Origin of the sequence: Enterobacter sp. HSTU-ASh6 (assembly GCF_026319105.1) — a bacterium.
Lineage (GTDB): Bacteria > Pseudomonadota > Gammaproteobacteria > Enterobacterales > Enterobacteriaceae > Enterobacter > Enterobacter sichuanensis.
Genome location: NZ_WSPD01000001.1, coordinates 436,767 through 453,482, shown reverse-complemented (window position 1 = coordinate 453,482; position 16,716 = coordinate 436,767). Strand labels below are relative to the sequence as shown.

At 55.8% G+C, this 16,716-nt stretch carries 17 protein-coding genes; 7 read left to right on the top strand and 10 right to left on the bottom strand.

Features of this window, described 5'->3' with window-relative positions:
• Positions 1 to 93: 93 nt before the first annotated feature.
• From GM298_RS02200 to GM298_RS02185, 4 genes are all read right to left on the bottom strand, one after another.
• Positions 94 to 753, bottom strand: a complete 660-nt coding sequence (locus GM298_RS02200; RefSeq protein WP_266153489.1) for an O-methyltransferase — start codon at positions 751 to 753, stop codon at positions 94 to 96.
• A gap of 101 nt (positions 754 to 854) precedes the next feature.
• Entirely contained in the window at positions 855 to 2,234 is a 1,380-nt protein-coding gene (locus GM298_RS02195) for an efflux transporter outer membrane subunit (protein WP_266153488.1), read from the bottom strand.
• Positions 2,234 to 3,313, bottom strand: coding sequence for an HlyD family secretion protein (locus GM298_RS02190; protein ID WP_266153487.1), 1,080 nt, complete (start codon positions 3,311 to 3,313; stop codon positions 2,234 to 2,236). Before GM298_RS02190 ends, GM298_RS02195 begins: the two co-directional genes overlap by 1 nt.
• A gap of 22 nt (positions 3,314 to 3,335) precedes the next feature.
• Complete coding sequence (locus GM298_RS02185; protein WP_032672683.1) at positions 3,336 to 4,988, bottom strand: MFS transporter; 1,653 nt, start codon at positions 4,986 to 4,988, stop codon at positions 3,336 to 3,338.
• A 222-nt stretch (positions 4,989 to 5,210) separates the two neighbouring features.
• Between GM298_RS02185 and GM298_RS02180 the strand changes: the two genes are divergently transcribed.
• Entirely contained in the window at positions 5,211 to 6,005 is a 795-nt protein-coding gene (locus tag GM298_RS02180; protein ID WP_266153486.1) for a YdcF family protein, read from the top strand.
• A gap of 48 nt (positions 6,006 to 6,053) precedes the next feature.
• Here the strand turns inward: GM298_RS02180 and gap are convergent, their stop codons facing one another.
• Positions 6,054 to 7,055, bottom strand: coding sequence for a type I glyceraldehyde-3-phosphate dehydrogenase (gene gap, locus GM298_RS02175; protein ID WP_025759959.1), 1,002 nt, complete (start codon positions 7,053 to 7,055; stop codon positions 6,054 to 6,056).
• Between the two features lie 190 nt (positions 7,056 to 7,245).
• Between gap and cybB the strand changes: the two genes are divergently transcribed.
• A complete protein-coding gene (cybB, locus tag GM298_RS02170) occupies positions 7,246 to 7,776 on the top strand; it encodes a cytochrome b561 (protein WP_025759957.1) in 531 nt (176 codons plus the stop codon).
• 45 nt (positions 7,777 to 7,821) lie between these two features.
• On the opposite strand, the gene GM298_RS02165 is transcribed toward cybB, so the two are convergent.
• The 4 genes from GM298_RS02165 to GM298_RS02150 form a co-directional block, all read right to left on the bottom strand.
• Positions 7,822 to 8,889 carry an oxidoreductase gene (locus tag GM298_RS02165; RefSeq protein WP_266153485.1) on the bottom strand — a complete coding sequence of 356 codons (1,068 nt, stop codon included), beginning with the start codon at positions 8,887 to 8,889 and terminating at the stop codon, positions 7,822 to 7,824.
• 16 nt (positions 8,890 to 8,905) lie between these two features.
• Positions 8,906 to 9,646 (bottom strand): DeoR/GlpR family DNA-binding transcription regulator, encoded by a 741-nt coding sequence (locus GM298_RS02160; RefSeq protein ID WP_025759955.1) that lies wholly within the window; start codon positions 9,644 to 9,646, stop codon positions 8,906 to 8,908.
• Between the two features lie 140 nt (positions 9,647 to 9,786).
• On the bottom strand, positions 9,787 to 10,059 hold the full coding sequence (locus GM298_RS02155) for a DUF883 family protein (RefSeq protein WP_025759954.1): 273 nt from the start codon (positions 10,057 to 10,059) through the stop codon (positions 9,787 to 9,789).
• 132 nt (positions 10,060 to 10,191) lie between these two features.
• Positions 10,192 to 10,668 (bottom strand): GNAT family N-acetyltransferase, encoded by a 477-nt coding sequence (locus GM298_RS02150; protein ID WP_025759953.1) that lies wholly within the window; start codon positions 10,666 to 10,668, stop codon positions 10,192 to 10,194.
• Between the two features lie 89 nt (positions 10,669 to 10,757).
• Between GM298_RS02150 and GM298_RS02145 the strand changes: the two genes are divergently transcribed.
• Both GM298_RS02145 and GM298_RS02140 read left to right on the top strand, forming a co-directional pair.
• Positions 10,758 to 11,687: a LysR family transcriptional regulator gene (locus GM298_RS02145; protein WP_266153482.1), complete on the top strand. Its 930-nt coding sequence runs from the start codon at positions 10,758 to 10,760 to the stop codon at positions 11,685 to 11,687.
• A gap of 82 nt (positions 11,688 to 11,769) precedes the next feature.
• The gene (locus tag GM298_RS02140) at positions 11,770 to 12,057 is read left to right on the top strand and encodes a DUF6966 domain-containing protein (RefSeq protein WP_025759951.1); all 288 of its coding nucleotides are present in this window, start codon (positions 11,770 to 11,772) and stop codon (positions 12,055 to 12,057) included.
• A 380-nt stretch (positions 12,058 to 12,437) separates the two neighbouring features.
• On the opposite strand, the gene GM298_RS02135 is transcribed toward GM298_RS02140, so the two are convergent.
• A complete protein-coding gene (locus GM298_RS02135) occupies positions 12,438 to 12,956 on the bottom strand; it encodes a DUF2778 domain-containing protein (RefSeq protein ID WP_080276788.1) in 519 nt (172 codons plus the stop codon).
• 422 nt (positions 12,957 to 13,378) lie between these two features.
• Between GM298_RS02135 and GM298_RS02130 the strand changes: the two genes are divergently transcribed.
• The 3 genes from GM298_RS02130 to GM298_RS02120 all read left to right on the top strand — a co-directional run bounded on the left by GM298_RS02130 (position 13,379) and on the right by GM298_RS02120 (position 16,656).
• Complete coding sequence (locus GM298_RS02130; RefSeq protein WP_025759946.1) at positions 13,379 to 13,654, top strand: metal/formaldehyde-sensitive transcriptional repressor; 276 nt, start codon at positions 13,379 to 13,381, stop codon at positions 13,652 to 13,654.
• Between the two features lie 31 nt (positions 13,655 to 13,685).
• Positions 13,686 to 14,804: an S-(hydroxymethyl)glutathione dehydrogenase/class III alcohol dehydrogenase gene (locus tag GM298_RS02125; RefSeq protein ID WP_266153478.1), complete on the top strand. Its 1,119-nt coding sequence runs from the start codon at positions 13,686 to 13,688 to the stop codon at positions 14,802 to 14,804.
• A gap of 160 nt (positions 14,805 to 14,964) precedes the next feature.
• Positions 14,965 to 16,656: a methyl-accepting chemotaxis protein gene (locus GM298_RS02120; RefSeq protein WP_266153477.1), complete on the top strand. Its 1,692-nt coding sequence runs from the start codon at positions 14,965 to 14,967 to the stop codon at positions 16,654 to 16,656.
• The last annotated feature ends 60 nt before the right edge of the window (positions 16,657 to 16,716 follow it).

The following is a 16,716-nucleotide window of genomic DNA, read 5'->3' as shown; positions in this document are numbered from 1 at the left end:
TGGCATCAGGTCAAACTCAGTGACAGTTTACCCGTCTGTTGACGGGTAACTGAAGTGACTTTAAACATACAAGGGCATCAGGCCGCACAGGCCTCACCCGTTCACAATCGCCAGCGTAAACCCATCCCACCCCTTAACTCCCACCGTTTGCAGCGCGGTGGCGGTTAAGCGCGGGTTATCCCCAGTCATCTCGATAAACCGACGCACGCCCTGCACCCGCGCGTCGTCGCTTTGCCCGTTAATCACTTCGCCCTCGCGCACCACGTTATCGCCGATGATCAACGTACCCGGACGGGAGTAGTGCAGCGCCCATTCCAGATAGCCGGGATTGTTTGGCTTATCGGCATCAATAAAGATCAGGTCGAACGGCGGAATGTCACCGAACTTTTCAAGAGTGTTCAGGGCCGGGCCTTCAATCAATTCAATGCGTTCGTTCAGCCCCGCGAGGTTGATATTCTGGCGCGCAACGTCGGCATGCGTAGGATCGGCCTCAAGCGTAATCAGCCTTCCGTCCGGCGGCAGCGCGCGTGCCATCCAGATGGAGCTGTAAGCCCCCAGTGTACCGATCTCCAGAACACGCCGCGCCTGCGTCATGCGCACGAACAGCGCCAGCAGTTGACCCTGATTGGCCGCTACATCATGTTCGGGGAGTCCGGCGCGTTTGTTATTTTCCAGGACCTGATTAAGGATGTCATCTTCAGGAATAAGCGACGAAATCATGAAATTATCGACTGCAGACCACTGTTGTTGCATACATTGACTCCTTGCGGGTAATCGCCGGGTGGCGGCTGCGCCTTACCCGGCCTACGGGACGAGATCCAGGCCCGGTAAGCGCAGCGCCACCGGGCAGGTCTTCAGGCACTGACCCAGCCGCCGCCCAGCGCTCTGTACAAATCAATCTGCGCCAGCAGCAGGTTATTTTTCACCTGCACAACGCTGGTCTGGACCGAGAACAGCGTGCGCTGCGCATCCAGCACGTCGAGATAGGATGAATAGCCGTTGCGATAGCGGTTCTGCGCAATGCGCAGGGTCTCCCGGGCCACATCCTGCTGGGCAAGCAGCTCCGTCAGCTGTTCCTGATAGCGCGTAATGGCATCAAGGCTGTTGTTCACTTCGGCAAACGCGTTTCGCACGGTTTTTTCATAGGTGTACAACGCCTGGTTACGCTGGGACTGAGAAATATCCACCTGCGCATTCAGCGCCTGGCGGTTCAGGAGCGGGGCGAGAATGCTTCCCCCTGCGCTCCAGAGCTGCAGCGGGTTATCCAGCAGGCCGGAGAGCGTGCGATCCTGTATCGATCCGCTTGCGGTGAGATTGATCGACGGCAGCAGGCTGGCGCGCGACGCGGCAAGCGAGGCATCCGCTGCCACCAGCTGTCGTTCGGCCTGGACGATATCCGGGCGGCGGTTCAGCAGCGCAGAAGGCAGCTGTGACGGCAATTTCAGCGGTGTCAGCGCCGCAAAGCTTTCGCTGCGCGCCACGTCACCCGGGTTACTTCCCAGCAGCAGGCTCAGGGCATTTTCCTGCTGTGCAATCTGATGCTGCAGCACCGGAACCTGCGCCCGGGTTGAACGGAGTTCGGAATCCGATTGCATCAGCTCCAGGCGCGAGCTGTAGCCCGTTTCAAACTGACGCTTCGCGAGGTTAAATGCCTCTTCGCGAGATTTCAGCGTGGACTCGGTCACCCGCAGCTGTTCGTCAAGGGCGAGTAGGGTGACATAACCGGATGCCACGGATGAGGCGACGGTTAAATCTGCGGCGGCAGCGGCGGCTTTTTGCGCCTCCAGCGAGGCTTCGGCAGCACGAGACGTGCTGCGGTTGACGCCCCAGATATCCACGTCATAGCTCGCCGTCAGGCTCCCTCTGTACAGCGTGCCGTAAACCGGCAGCCCGGTCGCGGCGGACTGCGAACGGGCACGCGTCCCGGTTATGCCCGCATCGAGTGAGGGAAACAGGCTGCCGTCGGCAGCATAGACCCGCGCCTGATACTCGTTTATCCGTTCGCGGGCGATCAGAACATCGCTGTTATGCCCAAGCGCCTGGTCCACATAGCGGTTCAGGTGGTTATCATGAAAATTGCGCCACCAGAGCTGCTCCGTCGGGCTGGCAGGGCCGGAGACAGTGCGCCACTGGGTGGGGATGTGCAGCGTCGGCTGAGCCGGTTTGACATCAACGGACTGGCATCCGGCCAGCATGACCGCCACCACCAGTGCGGTTATCGGGCGAAGGATCATTACTGCGCCTCCCGCGTATCAATGGTCACCTGTACCGACATGCCCGGACGCAGCAGCGCGGAATCTTCTGGCTTACCGAGCACCTCAATGCGCACCGGAATACGCTGGGCAATTTTGACAAAGTTCCCGGTGGCGTTATCCGGCGTGATGGCGCTGAATTCCACGCCGGTTGCCGGAGAGATACTCTCCACGCGGCCCTGATAGGCTTTGTTATTGAGGGCATCGACGGTGAATTTCACCGGCTGACCGACGCGCAGCTCCGCGAGCTGGGTCTCTTTAATATTGGCGATGACCCAGTGCTGCGGCGGCACCAGGGTGGTGAGGTGGGTCCCGGCGGTCACATACGCCCCGAGACGCACGGCGATCTGACCGAGCTGGCCGTCGCGCGGGGCCACAATACGCGTGTTTTGCAGATCAATCTGCGCCAGCTCAAGCGCCGCTTTCGCGTTTTCAACATCCGCTTCCAGCGCACCGCGGTTCACAATCACCGTCTGCAGATCCTGACGCGACATCTCAAGTGCGGCTTTCGCCTGGTCGATATCCGCGCTCCCCTGGGCGGCGCTGGCCAGCGCCGCGTCGCGTTCACGAATGGAAAGCGAACCGTCAGCCGTCAGCTCTTTCACCCGCTTTAAATCCGCCTGGGTTTTCAGGCTCTGGGCGCGGGCATTTTTCAGCGCAGCGTCATTTTTGGCGATGACGGCCTCAGCGCTTTTACGCTGCTGCAGATTGTTATTCAGGGCGGCAATTTTCATCGCCAGCTGGGCCTCGGCCTGATGCACCCGCTGACGATAAATACGGTCATCAATCTGCAACAGCAGATCGCCTTTTTTGACCTGCACAAAGTCCTGAACGTGCACCTCAGTGATATAACCGTTCACCTGCGGGCTGATAAACGTCGTCTGGCCGCGCACGTAAGCGTTGTCGGTAAACTGGGCATGGCGGGTGAATGGCGGAAGCTGCCACGCGTAAAGGATCACCAGCACGCCGACGATACCGATGGCGGCGGCAGTGAAAACGGAAACAATGCGCACATTTTTGCGGGTGTTGGCCTGCTCTTTGGCGGCATCCTGCTGACTCATAAACTCTCCAGAAATATTTCAATTATTTGTTGCCGGTGGCGTTCTTAAGCGCCATACGGGCAGTGATGCGCAGGCGCAGCAAGCGCCATAAAATCCAGACCAGCGTGGCGGCAGCGATACTGGCGGTCAGAAGATAAGTATCGTTATAAGCCAGAATATTCGCCTCCAGGCTGGTGACCGTTTGCAGCTGCGTTATCGCCTGGGTGCCCAGCAGCGCGCTGTCGCCAATCAGGCTTTTGTACATCTGGGTATAAAGCTGGATCCGCTCGTTGACCAGCGGGTTGAGCGTGGTGAGCTGGTCCGCCAGCAGGCTGGAGTGGTACTTCTCACGCCAGGTCTGGAAGGTGCCGAGAATAGCGGAGCCCAGCAGGCCGCCGAGGTTCTGGCTCATGCCAAACATGACCGAGAAGCTGACCAGGTTGCGCGGGTCGGCGATCACGCCGCCGATCGCGGCCAGCATCGCCGGAGCCAGGAAGAAAGCGCTGCCAAAGCCCAGCAGGAACTGGCTCAGCATCAGCTGATCCGGTCGGGTCAGATTGTTGGACTGGCTGTCCAGCAGCGAGGCAACAATCATCAGCGCCAGCGAGGTAATGATTGGCCACGCCAGTTTCGTCGGCTTGATGGTGAGACAGCTGGTGACGATCCCGCAGACGATACCGGCGAAAATGGACCACGCCAGATGCGTCATCTGCTCGTTCTGTAAGCCCACGTACTGCAGCCAGCCGATGACGCCGGTATTTTGCTCGGCCAGCACGATACGGATCAGCAGCATGATCAGCCCCAGACGAACGATGCTGCCGCTCGATAGCCAGCGGGTGTTGAGCAGCGGGTTGCTGCGGTTATGTTCAAAGACGATAGCCGCCACAATGAGCACCAGCGATAGAGCCAGCGACCAGCCGATCCACGGCGCCTCGAACCACCAGTCAAGACGGCCTAAAGAGAGTACGGCGCAGAGCAGGGCCATTCCAGGGGCCATTAAAAAGAAGGTGATAAAGTCTTTTTTCTCAAAAACCTTTCGTCGGTCACCCGGAGGCAGCTTTAAGGCTATCACGCAGGCGAGGGAGATCAGCGCCAGCCCCAGCTCGAAGAAATAGAGCCCGCGCCACTCGTCCAGCTGCAGCAGCTCGGTCGAAAACAGGCGGGCGAGAGGGATGGCGAGTGACGAACCGGTGATGCCGATGGTCAGCGCTTTCAGGCGATGTTTCGCCGGCCAGGCCTGGATCTGGTAGTAAATCCCCAGCGAGCTGAGCGCGGCGGCCACCATGCCGTGCGCGGCGCGGACCATCAGCGCCGAGCTGAGATCGTTAACAAAGAGGTGGAAAAAGGTGACCAGTACATACAGCACCAGAAAACCTTCCGTAAAGGCGCGCAAACCGTACTGCTGGCGGAACTTCACCAGCAGCAGGTTAATGGAAATGTTGGTCATCACATAGACCGCCGGTAACCAGGCGATTTCCGTAGACCAGGCGCCGAAGGTCCCCTGCAGATTTTGCAGGTTGGCGGTGACCACCGCATTGCCCAGAGCTCCCGTCAGGCAGACCAGCAGGCCAACGACGCCGTAGGCAATCCGTTTGGGCGTGCTGTGGTTCGGCGTGGAGGGGGACCCCAGCAGCGCCGGTTTCTCGTGTGGCTGCCACTCGCGAGGAGCATAAGGGTCGCGTTCGGGCAGGCGCATAACGTTGTTTACCTTTGAAAAAATTGAAAAATTAACGGGCTCGCGATTCTACGTCTGCCTTAAATCATAATTCAAGTGAATATGATTTACGCATGTTAATCAAATGTTGAAGAGGAAGTTTAAGAAAAAAGAGCGGCCTGACCAGACGAACTTTAATAATGAAAGCCTGTTTTGCGGCGCTAAGTGCGGTACGCTAACCGCAGATGCTGTAAGGAGATGACGATGATTCCGACTTTTTTCCCCTGCGTGCCCGCTGGCACGCTAAGTGCCATTAACACCGTAGGACACTGGCTGGCACAGGATGACCTGCAGCCGGGGCAGCCCGTTGATATGGTTATTCTGGCGGGAAATGCTGTCATTCCTGCTATTGATGCCGCCTGTCGCCAGGCGGCCGAGCAGGGTGTGCCCTTGATGATTAGCGGGGGGATAGGACATTCCACCTCCTTCCTCTATGCCGCAGTTGCCAGACACCCGCACTATCGCATCGTCCCCACGGCAGGCCGTGCGGAGGCGGCCATTCTGGCCGATATCGCCCGTCAGTTCTGGCATGTCCCGGCGGAGCGAATTTATGTTGAGGATCAGTCAACCAATTGCGGTGAGAACGCACGGTTTAGCAGGGCGTTGATGAAACATCTTCATCTTGCTCCTGAAAGCGTGCTGGTGGTGCAGGACCCCACCATGCAGCGGCGCACAATGGCAACGTTTGCCCGCGTATGCCGGGATGAACCTGCCGCACCAGAATGGATAAGCCATCCCGGATTGACGCCCGTGTTACGTAACACCAACGATGGACTGGTCTTAAGCGGGTCAGAGGAAGGGCTGTGGCCGGTTGAACGCTATTTGTCACTGGTACTGGGTGAACTGCCGCGTCTGCGCGACGATGTTAACGGTTACGGACCGGCCGGGCGTGATTTTATCGCCCACGTGACGATACCCGCGCAGGTGGAAACCGCATGGCAAATCTTACGTAACGATGCGATTCTGACAGAGGCGCTGGCGAGCCGCGCCCTGCTGTAAATCACGGCCCGTTTGCATCACCTTTACTGCAAACGGGCAGGTTTCCGGTTACAGCGCAGCAAACTTGTCCAGCGTACGCACCAGCTGCGTGACAAAGCCATACTCGTTGTCATACCAGGCAACCGCTTTCACCAGCTGCAGATCGCCAGCCTCGCTGACTTCCGTCTGCGTGGCGTCAAATACCGAGCCATAATGCGAGCCGATGACATCTGACGACACAATCTCTTCATCGGTATAGCCAAAGGATTTGTTGCCCTGGGTTGCTTTTTTCAGTGCGGCGTTAATCTCCTCAACCGTCACTTTTTTCCCCAGAACAGCGACCAGCTCGGTGACCGAACCGGTTTTCACCGGCACGCGTTGGGCGTGGCCTTTCAGTTTACCGCTCAGGGCCGGGATCACCAGGCCAATGGCTTTTGCGGCCCCGGTGGTGTGTGGAATGATGTTCTCTGCCGCCGCGCGCGAGGCGCGCAGATCTTTCCCGCGCGGACCATCCACCAGCGCCTGCGTACCGGTATAGGCGTGAATGGTGGTCATGGTACCGACTTTAATTTCAAAGGCGTCGTGCAGGGCTTTTGCCAGCGGGGCGAGGCAGTTTGTGGTGCAGGAGGCGACAGAGATGATGGTGTCACTGGCGTCGAGGGTATCGTCGTTCACGTTATAGACGATGGTTTTCATCTCACCCGCAGGGGCGGAGATCAGCACCTTTTGGGCACCCGCATCCAGATGCGCCCGGGATTTCTCTTCAGAGGTATAAAAACCGGTGCATTCCACGACAATATCCACTCCGGCGGCTTTCCACGGAATATGCCTGGCCTCTTTTTCGGCGTACACCGCGATCGTTTTGCCATCCACAATCAGCGCATCTTCGGTGAAATCCACGCTCCACGGGAAACCGCCGTAGTTAGAGTCATGCCTGAGCAGATAGGCCAGCACTTTGGGCGAGGTAAGATCGTTGATGGCGACGACAGTGTTGCTGTCCTGGGTTTCAAGCAGGCGACGCAGGACAAGACGTCCGATGCGCCCGAATCCGTTAATGCCAATTTTACTCATGGTGTTCTCCTGTAAACGTGTCGGTACGACAGTTTGAACTCATCCAGGCTTAGACCATGACGGGCAGGGCGGCAATTGAAGATGCTTCATGCGCGGGGAAGTATTTGAAAAACCATACAGTAAAGTTAATGAATTTTTAAGGAAAGGAGATTATGTTGGCGCGGTGACTGTTTTTTTTCAGGAAATCCCCATGCGTACTAAATATACAAGCCTGCAGATTGCGATTCACTGGCTGGTGTTTCTGTTAATCATCGTCGCCTACTGCGCGATGGAGTTTAAAGGCTTCTTCCCACGAACCGCACGCCCGACGATTAATATGATCCACGTGTCATGCGGTATCAGTATCCTGGTGCTGATGGTGGCACGTCTGCTGGTGCGTCTGAAATTCCGCGCGCCACCGATTCAGCCGAAGCCAAAAGCGATGGTGACGGGCCTGTCCCATCTTGGGCATCTGGTGGTGTATCTGCTGTTTATTGCGCTGCCGCTGATTGGCATTGTGATGATGTACAACCGGGGAAGCGACTGGTTTGCTTTTGGCATGACGATGCCGCATGCGGCGGAGTCCAATTTTGACCTGGTGGATACGCTGAAAGAGTGGCACGAGACGCTGGCAAATCTGGGCTATTTTGTGATTGGCCTGCATGCCGCTGCAGCGCTGATGCATCACTACTTCTGGAAGGACAATACGCTTCTTCGCATGATGCCGAAAAAGCGTCAGTAGTGTTTAACGCTTGCCGGGTAAGCGCAGCGCCACCCGGCTTGTTTTTTAACGCAGCAGAGCCCGCTCTTCAGCCGTTAACGCCAGCGGCTGCGTTGACCCCGTCTCCGACGATTTCACTGCCGCTTCCAGCACCGCCATCACCGCTAATGCCTCAACCGGATGCACCGGGTTGGCGATCTTCCCGAGCAGGGCATCACGCACGTTGATGTAATACTGGCGCTGATCGCCTTTCGGTGTGGTAATGGTCTGCGATGCGCCATCAGCCCCATAGAACACCATACTGTCACTATCTTCCCCCCAGGCTTCGCTGCCTGGAATGACGCCAGACAGCAGTTGCGCCTCCTGCTGGTCGATTCGGGCTTTCACTACGCTGCCTTTATCCCCGTGGACGGTAAAGCGTGCTGTTCCGCCAGCCACCAGCATGCTGGCGTGCAGAATGACCTTGTGCTCCGGGTAGTTCAGGACCACGTGCGCCCAGTCGTTAACTTCTGCGCCGTCGCGCAGCGTCGCAATATTCCCCTGCACCGTCTGCGGCAGGCCAAAGAGCTGCAGCGTCTGGTCGATCAGGTGCGGACCCAGGTCAAACCACAGACCGCTCCCTGGGACATTCTGCTCGCGCCAGCGCACGCGCACTTCCGGGCGGAAGCGGTCGATATGTGACTCCAGATGTTTAACCTTGCCGAGCGTGCCTTGCTCAATAATCTGCTTAATGCCGAGGAAATCGCTGTCCCAGCGGCGGTTGTGGAAGACGGAGAGCAGTAGCTGCTTTTCATCCGCCAGGGCGATCAGATCCCGGGCTTCCTGCATATCAAGCGTGAAGGGCTTATCGACGACCACATGTTTCCCTGAATTCAGGGCCAGGGTTGCCAGCGGGGCATGCGTGGCGTTGGGGGAGGCGATCACCACCAGATCGACGTCCGGGTGCTGAATCGCCTCTTCCGGCGTGGCCACCACCTGCACGTCAGGCAGATCGCGTTTCACCTTCTCTTCATCCCGGGAAGAGACCACGGCCAGCCTGATGCCATCCACAGACTGGATCAGCGGAGCATGGAACGTTTTACCGACGAAACCATACCCGATCAGCGCAATGTTGATTGTTTTAACTGTACTCATGACCTTCTCCACGTTATTACGCGCACACCGTTACCTGCAATGCGCCAGGGTCCCCAAGCTCAGGCCAGGGACGATCTAAAAAGAGTTGTTGAATGCCGGATAGCCCGGAGACCAGATACGGTTCACAGCGGTTAACTTTCAGATGGTCGGCGACAATCCAGTGCGCATGGCTTGCGGCAAGCATCGCGCGTTTAACCTCGGCGTCCGCTTCTTTACCGGCACTCAGGCCGAGTTCGGCATGAATGGCGCACGCGCCGAGAATGGCGATATCTGCCCGATACCGGGACAGCAGCGACAACGTTGCGCTTCCGGCGAACAATCGTTGTTTTGGGTCCCATTTCCCGCCGAGCAGGATCAGTTCAATGTCTTCCCGCTCGCTAAAATGCTGGGCGATATCAAGCGACGTGGTAATGACGGTAAGCGGTCCCTGAAGAAAAGTGGCGACTGCCATCACCGTGCTTCCGGCATCCAGAAACAGGGTGGAACCCGGGGGAACCTGCTGCGCGACCTGTTTACCCAGGCGCTGTTTCGTTTCCGGCAGCAGCGTGTTGCGGCCCTGACGATTCATGGCGGAGAGATTCAGGGCGATGGCCCCGCCGTGGTTTTTCTGCGCCAGTCCCTGGTTTTCCAGGTCGGTCAAATCCCGACGGATGGTGTCTGCTGAAACCTGCAGCTTCTCTGCCAGTTCGGTGATGCTGGCCTGGCCCTGCTCACTGAGGAGATCGAGGACGTAGCGTTGACGAGCGGTTTTGTGCATAGGCTGCAATCCTGCAAAATGTCGCAATAGTTTGCATAATACAGCATTTTGACGCAGAGGGAAGGAGGATGTCGGGGGCAAACAGGAGAAAGGGGGAGCGACAGGCAGAGGGCGAAAAAAAAGCCCCGAAGGGCCTTTGATTATTTGCGACCCAGCAACAGGCCGAGCACAATACCCACCGCTCCCGCGGCGATAAGGCCGGTGAGGGGGTTATTTCTGACAGCTTCAGTGACATCCGAGACGGCATCGCTGGCCTGTGCGGCATATTTTTTAGCGGCACCTTTTACCTGATGCTTTGGTGAATCCACGAATTCACCAAACTGCTGCTGTGCTGAACCTGTCAGTTCATCAAGCTTATTTTTTGCTTTGTCTTCAGCAAACTGGGTGTTTTTATCAGTACCGAAATCAGACATTGTGCCTCCTTTTGTTAACAGGTAAAGGATAGCCTCTCTTAACCGATGTGAAGCCCGCGGGGCTAAATTCGGCCCGCAATGCGGCTGTTTTCGGATATCTCTGTGCCTGAAACGCCACAACACGCGACGCCGCTATTCGGCAAATTTCAGCAGCGCTTCGCCATCCAGACGATAACGCACCCACTCAGACTGCGGCAGTGCACCAATGCTCAGATAAAAGTCGATGGCGGGCTGGTTCCAGTCCAGCACGCTCCATTCAAGGCGACCGCACTGCCGTTGTACGGCGAGTTGCGCGATATGTTTCAGCAGTGCTTTTCCCGCACCCAGGCCGCGATACGTCGGGGAAACATACAGATCTTCCATATAAATCCCGTTGCGGCCAAGCCAGGTTGAATAGCTGGTGAAGAACACGGCATAGCCAGCAATTTGTCCTTCACACTCAGCGATCAACGCTTCGGTTTTACTGCCTTCGCCAAAGAGTGTTTCCCGGATCTCCTCCGGGGTGGTGACGACGGCTTCCGGCGCTTTCTCATACACTGCCAGCTCATAGATCATGGCGTAAATGGCCGCTGCATCGTCGGGACGGGCCTGGCGAAGGGTGATATTCATGGTTTTCCTGCTTTTTTGCCTGTGTGTTGATTGATGGCGTTAAGCATACGGAGTATTGTCCGAAGAATTAAGTGCAATGAAATCAACAAATGATGAATATTATGCATCCGGCCCTGAGACGTCTTGATTTAAACCTGCTGCCTGTTTTTGATGCGATATATCGCCACCGCTCCGTTCGTCTGTCCGCTGACGAGCTGGCGATGAGCTCGTCCGCACTCAGCCATGCGCTGTCTCGTTTACGTACGACCCTGAACGATCCGCTCTTTTTTCGCGAAGGGCACCGCATGTCCCCCAGCGTGTATGCCTCTCAACTCGCACCTTCCATTGCTTCCGCCTTATCGTTCCTCAACCACGAGTTAACGCCGCAGCCGCCGTTTGACCCGGCCAGCAGTACTGAGACCTTACAGATTGCGATTACCGATTTTACCGCGCTGTGCATTTTCCCGGCCCTGATGCACACCCTGCAGCTGTCTGCCCCGGGATTACGTTTTGAATTGCGCTACCTGCCGCACAGCCCGGCGCTGACGGAACTGCTGGCGGGCGAGGTGGATCTGGCCCTGGGATTTAGTACGCCGGAGGATATCCGACATCCGGAACTGGAAGAGATTGGCTGGTTTGAAGATGAGTATGTCGTCATTAGCAACGTGAACCGGACGCAGCTGACGCTGGAGGATTATCTCGCGGCCCGACATCTGGTGGTCACGCCATGGAATGAGAAACAGGGCGTTCTGGATGTGCGGCTCGAGCAGTTAGGCTATACCCGACACATTGCGATCAAAACGCCGTCGATGCTCAGCGCGCCATTTATCGTGGCGGAAAGCGATCTGCTGATGGCCATTCCACGGTATGCAGCCGAGAAGCTGATGGCGGCAGTGGATATTAAAATTTTTGACTTACCGTTCTCAATACGAAGATTTGAGGTGAAAATTTACTCCCATAAACGCAGCGGTCAGCGGGGCGCGACACGCTGGCTTAAGGAAGAACTGCAAACGCTGGCGCAGGCTTGCAGGGGAGAGTAGGTCAGGCAAGCGCAGCGCCAACCGGCAAGCAAGGGTATCGCAATATACCAGCTGTGGAGACTGTTAATTTTTGGGAGGGGAAATGAAATCAAATATCAAGGTTTTACTCAATAAAATCATTGAGTTGCTAATTTCATGTAATGAGAGTGTTTGGTCAAAGAAACTCATGTATTTTCGCGAGCACCTGGACTCTGATTATGATCATGCATTGTCAGGTATCAGGTCTATTTTTGGAGGGGCAGGTTCCTTTAACGACTTAATATTGCAGAACAACGGCAAAATGCTGCGTGAAGAAAACAACGCGCTTAATAAATTACAAGATGAGTTATACAGTTTAGCAAAAGCAGAGAACTCAACTCGTAATATTTAATGTTCAGTAAAAGGTGCGACGCAAGAATTCAATCCCCCAGATACACCACAAGCTAAATGATACCGAATTGGTTTTTTTTTAATTTATCGCTTCCGTGTTCGGTTATGGCGAGCCGTTAACGTTTAGTTAGTGGGGCAGGCCTGTATAATTTTAGCAGGCCTTATATCATTATCTTTTAAAGAGTTTAGGAAGTAAGAGCAAAACTAAAGAAACTACGGTCGAAATACCAAACTTAATAAGTATTGCGGTAAATTCATAGGTGTTCATTGCCTCTTCACCATCACCTGATATCTGGATGTGCTGCATAATAATATTATTAATCCAGGCATCCGGGATTATGACAAAACAGACGATCAGTAACGCAAGGAATATTATTACTTTCATCTTACACCACATTTACTGAAATCAGGGATACCACGTACATCAACACGACCATATGCCATTAACCCTTTGCCACCAGGCACCAATACCTTTTTTCGATTGAGTAAAGCATTACGTAGAACCTGGAAGTCGGCGGCACTGTAAAGAGTGATACAACCCCATGAAACACCAGAGCCATCAGTGTTTAGAGGATGAAGCCTGAAACTCCCACGTCGCGCACCATTGACGTATACGTGATCGCTCATGGTTTGCGCACTGTACAAACCGAACCATTCAGAATGGTGGTTTTTATACATATGTACGAAATCGATAAATTCAGCTCTGATCTGGTTTGCGACACTGCCTGTCGGGCGGTCGACAATCCAGTAGGTTCCAGGTGGAATAGCTGCTTTTTCGATATCAGAACAGTTTGGGTTGTTTATATAACGTTCGACACCTGAGAGAACATCAAACGAGCCAACGCCGTAACAATTCAGCTTGAGGGTTTTACCATCAGACGACAGCCGTCCATAGTCCATCATACAAATCTGCAATCCCTTACTCCCTTATGAATGCTTGTTGACGTAATGATAATAGATAAGGGAAGACTGGTTAAACTATCAATTTTAATTATGTGACAAATCAGCAACGATGCGTTCTGAACGTAGCAATGTGTAGCATAAAAATGTTGATGACGGGAATTTGGGCGTGATTTTTCACGTGGTGAATGACATACGAACAATGGAATTTGACGATATTCACGTGATGTGAAGGGCTGAAAGGGGGCAAATTTGGGGGCAAAATACCGTTTGGGGGCATTTTGCGGGCGTTAAAAAGTCCTTTTTGTCCGATAGTACCTTTTGTGTAAACCGCGTAAATGTCTGATAACCATATAAAACTTAATGTTTACATAGGGTTTCCTTAGAAGATACAATACCCCCCTATAGTATCAGGAGGGCGCATGCCGCATTCACCCGAAGATAAAAAACGTATTCTTACCCGCGTCCGTCGCATTCGGGGCCAGGTTGAGGCCCTTGAACGCGCGCTGGAGTCGGGCGATCCCTGTCTGGCCATTTTGCAGCAAATTGCCGCCGTGCGCGGGGCTGCCAATGGCCTGATGGGCGAAATGGTCGAAATTCACCTCAAAGATGAGCTGGTGACGGGAGAAACCACGCCGGATCAGCGAGCCGTACGCATGGCGGAAGTCGGCCATTTGCTGCGCGCTTATCTAAAATAAACCCACACACCTCACAATAAGGGAAGACAATATGAAATCTCGCGCTGCAGTTGCATTTGGACCCGGCCAGCCGCTCAAAATCGTTGAAATCGACGTCGCGCCGCCAAAAAAAGGCGAAGTGCTGATCAAAATCACCCATACCGGCGTATGCCATACCGATGCGTTTACGCTGTCCGGTGACGATCCGGAAGGTGTATTCCCGGCGGTGCTCGGCCATGAAGGGGGCGGGATTGTGGTGGAAGTGGGCGAGGGCGTGACCAGCCTGAAACCAGGCGATCACGTGATCCCGCTGTACACGGCAGAATGCGGCGAATGTAAGTTCTGTAAATCCGGTAAAACCAACCTCTGCCAGGCAGTTCGCGCCACCCAGGGGAAAGGGCTGATGCCGGACGGTACCACTCGTTTCTCGTACAATGGCGAGCCTGTTTATCACTACATGGGCACCAGCACCTTCAGCGAATACACCGTTTGCGCGGAGATCTCGCTGGCGAAGGTGAATCCGCAGGCGCCGCTGGATAAAGTCTGCCTGCTGGGCTGCGGTGTCACCACCGGCATTGGCGCGGTGCATAACACGGCAAAAGTGAAAGAAGGCGACACCGTGGCGGTGTTCGGGCTTGGCGGCATCGGTCTGGCGGTGATTCAGGGCGCGGTTCAGGCGAAAGCCGGTCGCATCATCGCGGTCGACACCAATCCGGAGAAATTTAAACTGGCGGGTGAAATGGGTGCGACTGATTTTGTGAACCCGAAAGATCACGACAAGCCGATTCAGGACGTCATCGTCGAGATGACCGACGGCGGCGTTGACTTCAGCTTCGAATGTATCGGCAACGTTAACGTCATGCGCTCCGCGCTTGAGTGCTGCCACAAAGGCTGGGGCGAGAGCATCATCATTGGCGTGGCCGGTGCAGGCCAGGAGATCAAAACCCGTCCCTTCCAGCTGGTCACCGGGCGCGTGTGGCGCGGTTCCGCCTTTGGCGGCGTGAAGGGCCGTACCCAGCTTCCGGGGATGGTTGAAAACGCCATGGTCGGCAAGATCCAGCTCGACCCGTTCATTACCCACCGTTTACCGCTGGAGCAGATCAACGAAGCGTTCGATCTGATGCATGAAGGAAAATCTATCCGTACCGTGATTCATTTCGGCGACAAGTAACTCTTCTGCCAGCGGTTTTCCGCCGCTGGCGTTGCTTTAATATTCTTCTCTAAAGTGTGACCAGTGCGGCGTTTTTAGCCGTAATCTAAATCTCTGCCGTGCCGATGACTATCTGACAGGCGTGTTTTTACGCATCTTACCTACAAGAGAGTCGACGGTCATGGACAACACTACTTCGATGCCGGCGCAGCGTAAGCTGAGCTTCTTGCATCACATCAGGCTGGTTCCGCTGTTTTCCTCCATTCTCGGTGGCATTATTCTGCTTTTTGCCTTGAGCTCGGGTCTGGCAGGGTATTTCCTGTTACAGGCCGATAACGATCAGCAGGATGTTACATCCGAAATTCAGGTGCGTATGGGGCTGTCGAACAGCTCAAACCATCTGCGAACGGCGCGCATCAACATGATCCACGCCGGTGCGGCCAGCCGTATCGCAGAGATGGATGCCATGAAGCAGAACATCCGCGAGGCGGAAACGCGGATTAAGCAGTCCCAGGATAGCTTTACCGCCTACATGAACCGTTCCGTGCGTACCTCTGCCGACGAAGCGCTGGATGCTGACCTGAAAGCGCGCTACGACGCCTATATCGCGGGCCTGCAGCCGATGGTCAAATTTGCCAAAAACGGCATGTTCGAGGCGATCATCAACCACGAAAACGAAACGGCGCGTCCGCTGGATGACGCCTACAACGCCGTGTTGCTGAAGGCGATTAAGATCCGTACCGATCGCGCCAATGCGCTAACGGCACAGGCGCACAGCCGCACGCAGCTGGGGCTGATGTTTATGGTCGGCGCGTTTGCGCTGGCGCTGGTTCTGACGGCGATGACCTTTGTTGTGCTGCGCCGTACGGTGATCAACCCGCTGCAGCGCGCCGCAAAACGCATCGAAAATATCGCCAAAGGCGACCTGACGATGCCGGATGACGTGGCCGGACGCAGCGAAATTGGCCGCCTGACGCGCGATCTGCAAACCATGCAGCACTCCCTTGAAAACACCGTCGGCACCGTCCGTCAGGGGGCGGAAGAGATCTACCGCGGCACCAGCGAGATTTCAGCTGGCAATACCGATCTCTCTTCCCGTACCGAGCAGCAGGCGGCGGCCATTGAGCAGACCGCCGCCAGTATGGAACAGCTGACCGCGACGGTGAAACAGAACGCCGATAACGCCCACCATGCCAGCAAGCTGGCGGAAGATGCCTCCGGGAAAGCCAGCCGCGGCGGTCAGATGGTCTCCGGGGTGGTCAAAACCATGGGCAATATCTCCAGCAGTTCGAAGAAGATTTCCGAGATTACCGCGGTCATTAACAGCATTGCGTTCCAGACCAATATCCTGGCGCTGAACGCGGCGGTAGAAGCCGCGCGTGCGGGCGAGCAGGGGCGCGGTTTTGCCGTGGTGGCAAGCGAAGTCCGAACGCTTGCAAGCCGCAGTGCGAATGCCGCAAAAGAGATCGAAAGCCTGATCAACGAATCGGTTTCGCTGATTGACCAGGGCTCCGGTGAAGTGGTTGCCGCCGGTAATACCATGAATGAAATTGTCGAAGCGGTGAAACGCGTTACCGACATCATGCTGGAGATCGCCGCCGCGTCCGATGAGCAGAGCCGCGGTATCGTGCAGGTCAGCCAGGCGATTTCTGAGATGGATAAAGTGACCCAGCAGAACGCCTCGCTGGTGGAAGAAGCCTCTGCTGCGGCGACGTCTCTGGAAGAACAGGGCGCACGTCTGACCGAGGCGGTCGGCGCGTTTCGTCTGAGCGGCGCGAAGCCGGGCCGCGCGGCAACCTCTGCGCCGGTGGCGAAGAGTGCGCCGTTGCGCCCTGCGGCAGCGGTTTCCGGAGATAACTGGGAGACGTTCTGAGTCGCCAGCAGTGTCGGGTGGCGCTTCGCTTACCCGACCTACGTATGGCCTACAAAAAGG

Coding starts and splice junctions, on each gene's coding strand:
- GM298_RS02200 (WP_266153489.1), bottom strand. CDS start 753: ATGCAACAACAGTGGTCTGCAGTCGATAATTTCATGATTTCGTCGCTT.
- GM298_RS02160 (WP_025759955.1), bottom strand. CDS start 9,646: ATGCACAAAACCGCTCGTCAACGCTACGTCCTCGATCTCCTCAGTGAG.
- GM298_RS02180 (WP_266153486.1), top strand. CDS start 5,211: ATGATTCCGACTTTTTTCCCCTGCGTGCCCGCTGGCACGCTAAGTGCC.
- GM298_RS02165 (WP_266153485.1), bottom strand. CDS start 8,889: ATGAGTACAGTTAAAACAATCAACATTGCGCTGATCGGGTATGGTTTC.
- GM298_RS02120 (WP_266153477.1), top strand. CDS start 14,965: ATGGACAACACTACTTCGATGCCGGCGCAGCGTAAGCTGAGCTTCTTG.
- GM298_RS02190 (WP_266153487.1), bottom strand. CDS start 3,313: ATGAGTCAGCAGGATGCCGCCAAAGAGCAGGCCAACACCCGCAAAAAT.
- gap (WP_025759959.1), bottom strand. CDS start 7,055: ATGAGTAAAATTGGCATTAACGGATTCGGGCGCATCGGACGTCTTGTC.
- GM298_RS02195 (WP_266153488.1), bottom strand. CDS start 2,234: ATGATCCTTCGCCCGATAACCGCACTGGTGGTGGCGGTCATGCTGGCC.
- GM298_RS02135 (WP_080276788.1), bottom strand. CDS start 12,956: ATGGACTATGGACGGCTGTCGTCTGATGGTAAAACCCTCAAGCTGAAT.
- GM298_RS02140 (WP_025759951.1), top strand. CDS start 11,770: ATGAAATCAAATATCAAGGTTTTACTCAATAAAATCATTGAGTTGCTA.
- GM298_RS02125 (WP_266153478.1), top strand. CDS start 13,686: ATGAAATCTCGCGCTGCAGTTGCATTTGGACCCGGCCAGCCGCTCAAA.
- GM298_RS02185 (WP_032672683.1), bottom strand. CDS start 4,988: ATGCGCCTGCCCGAACGCGACCCTTATGCTCCTCGCGAGTGGCAGCCA.
- GM298_RS02155 (WP_025759954.1), bottom strand. CDS start 10,059: ATGTCTGATTTCGGTACTGATAAAAACACCCAGTTTGCTGAAGACAAA.
- GM298_RS02130 (WP_025759946.1), top strand. CDS start 13,379: ATGCCGCATTCACCCGAAGATAAAAAACGTATTCTTACCCGCGTCCGT.
- GM298_RS02145 (WP_266153482.1), top strand. CDS start 10,758: ATGATGAATATTATGCATCCGGCCCTGAGACGTCTTGATTTAAACCTG.
- GM298_RS02150 (WP_025759953.1), bottom strand. CDS start 10,668: ATGAATATCACCCTTCGCCAGGCCCGTCCCGACGATGCAGCGGCCATT.
- cybB (WP_025759957.1), top strand. CDS start 7,246: ATGCGTACTAAATATACAAGCCTGCAGATTGCGATTCACTGGCTGGTG.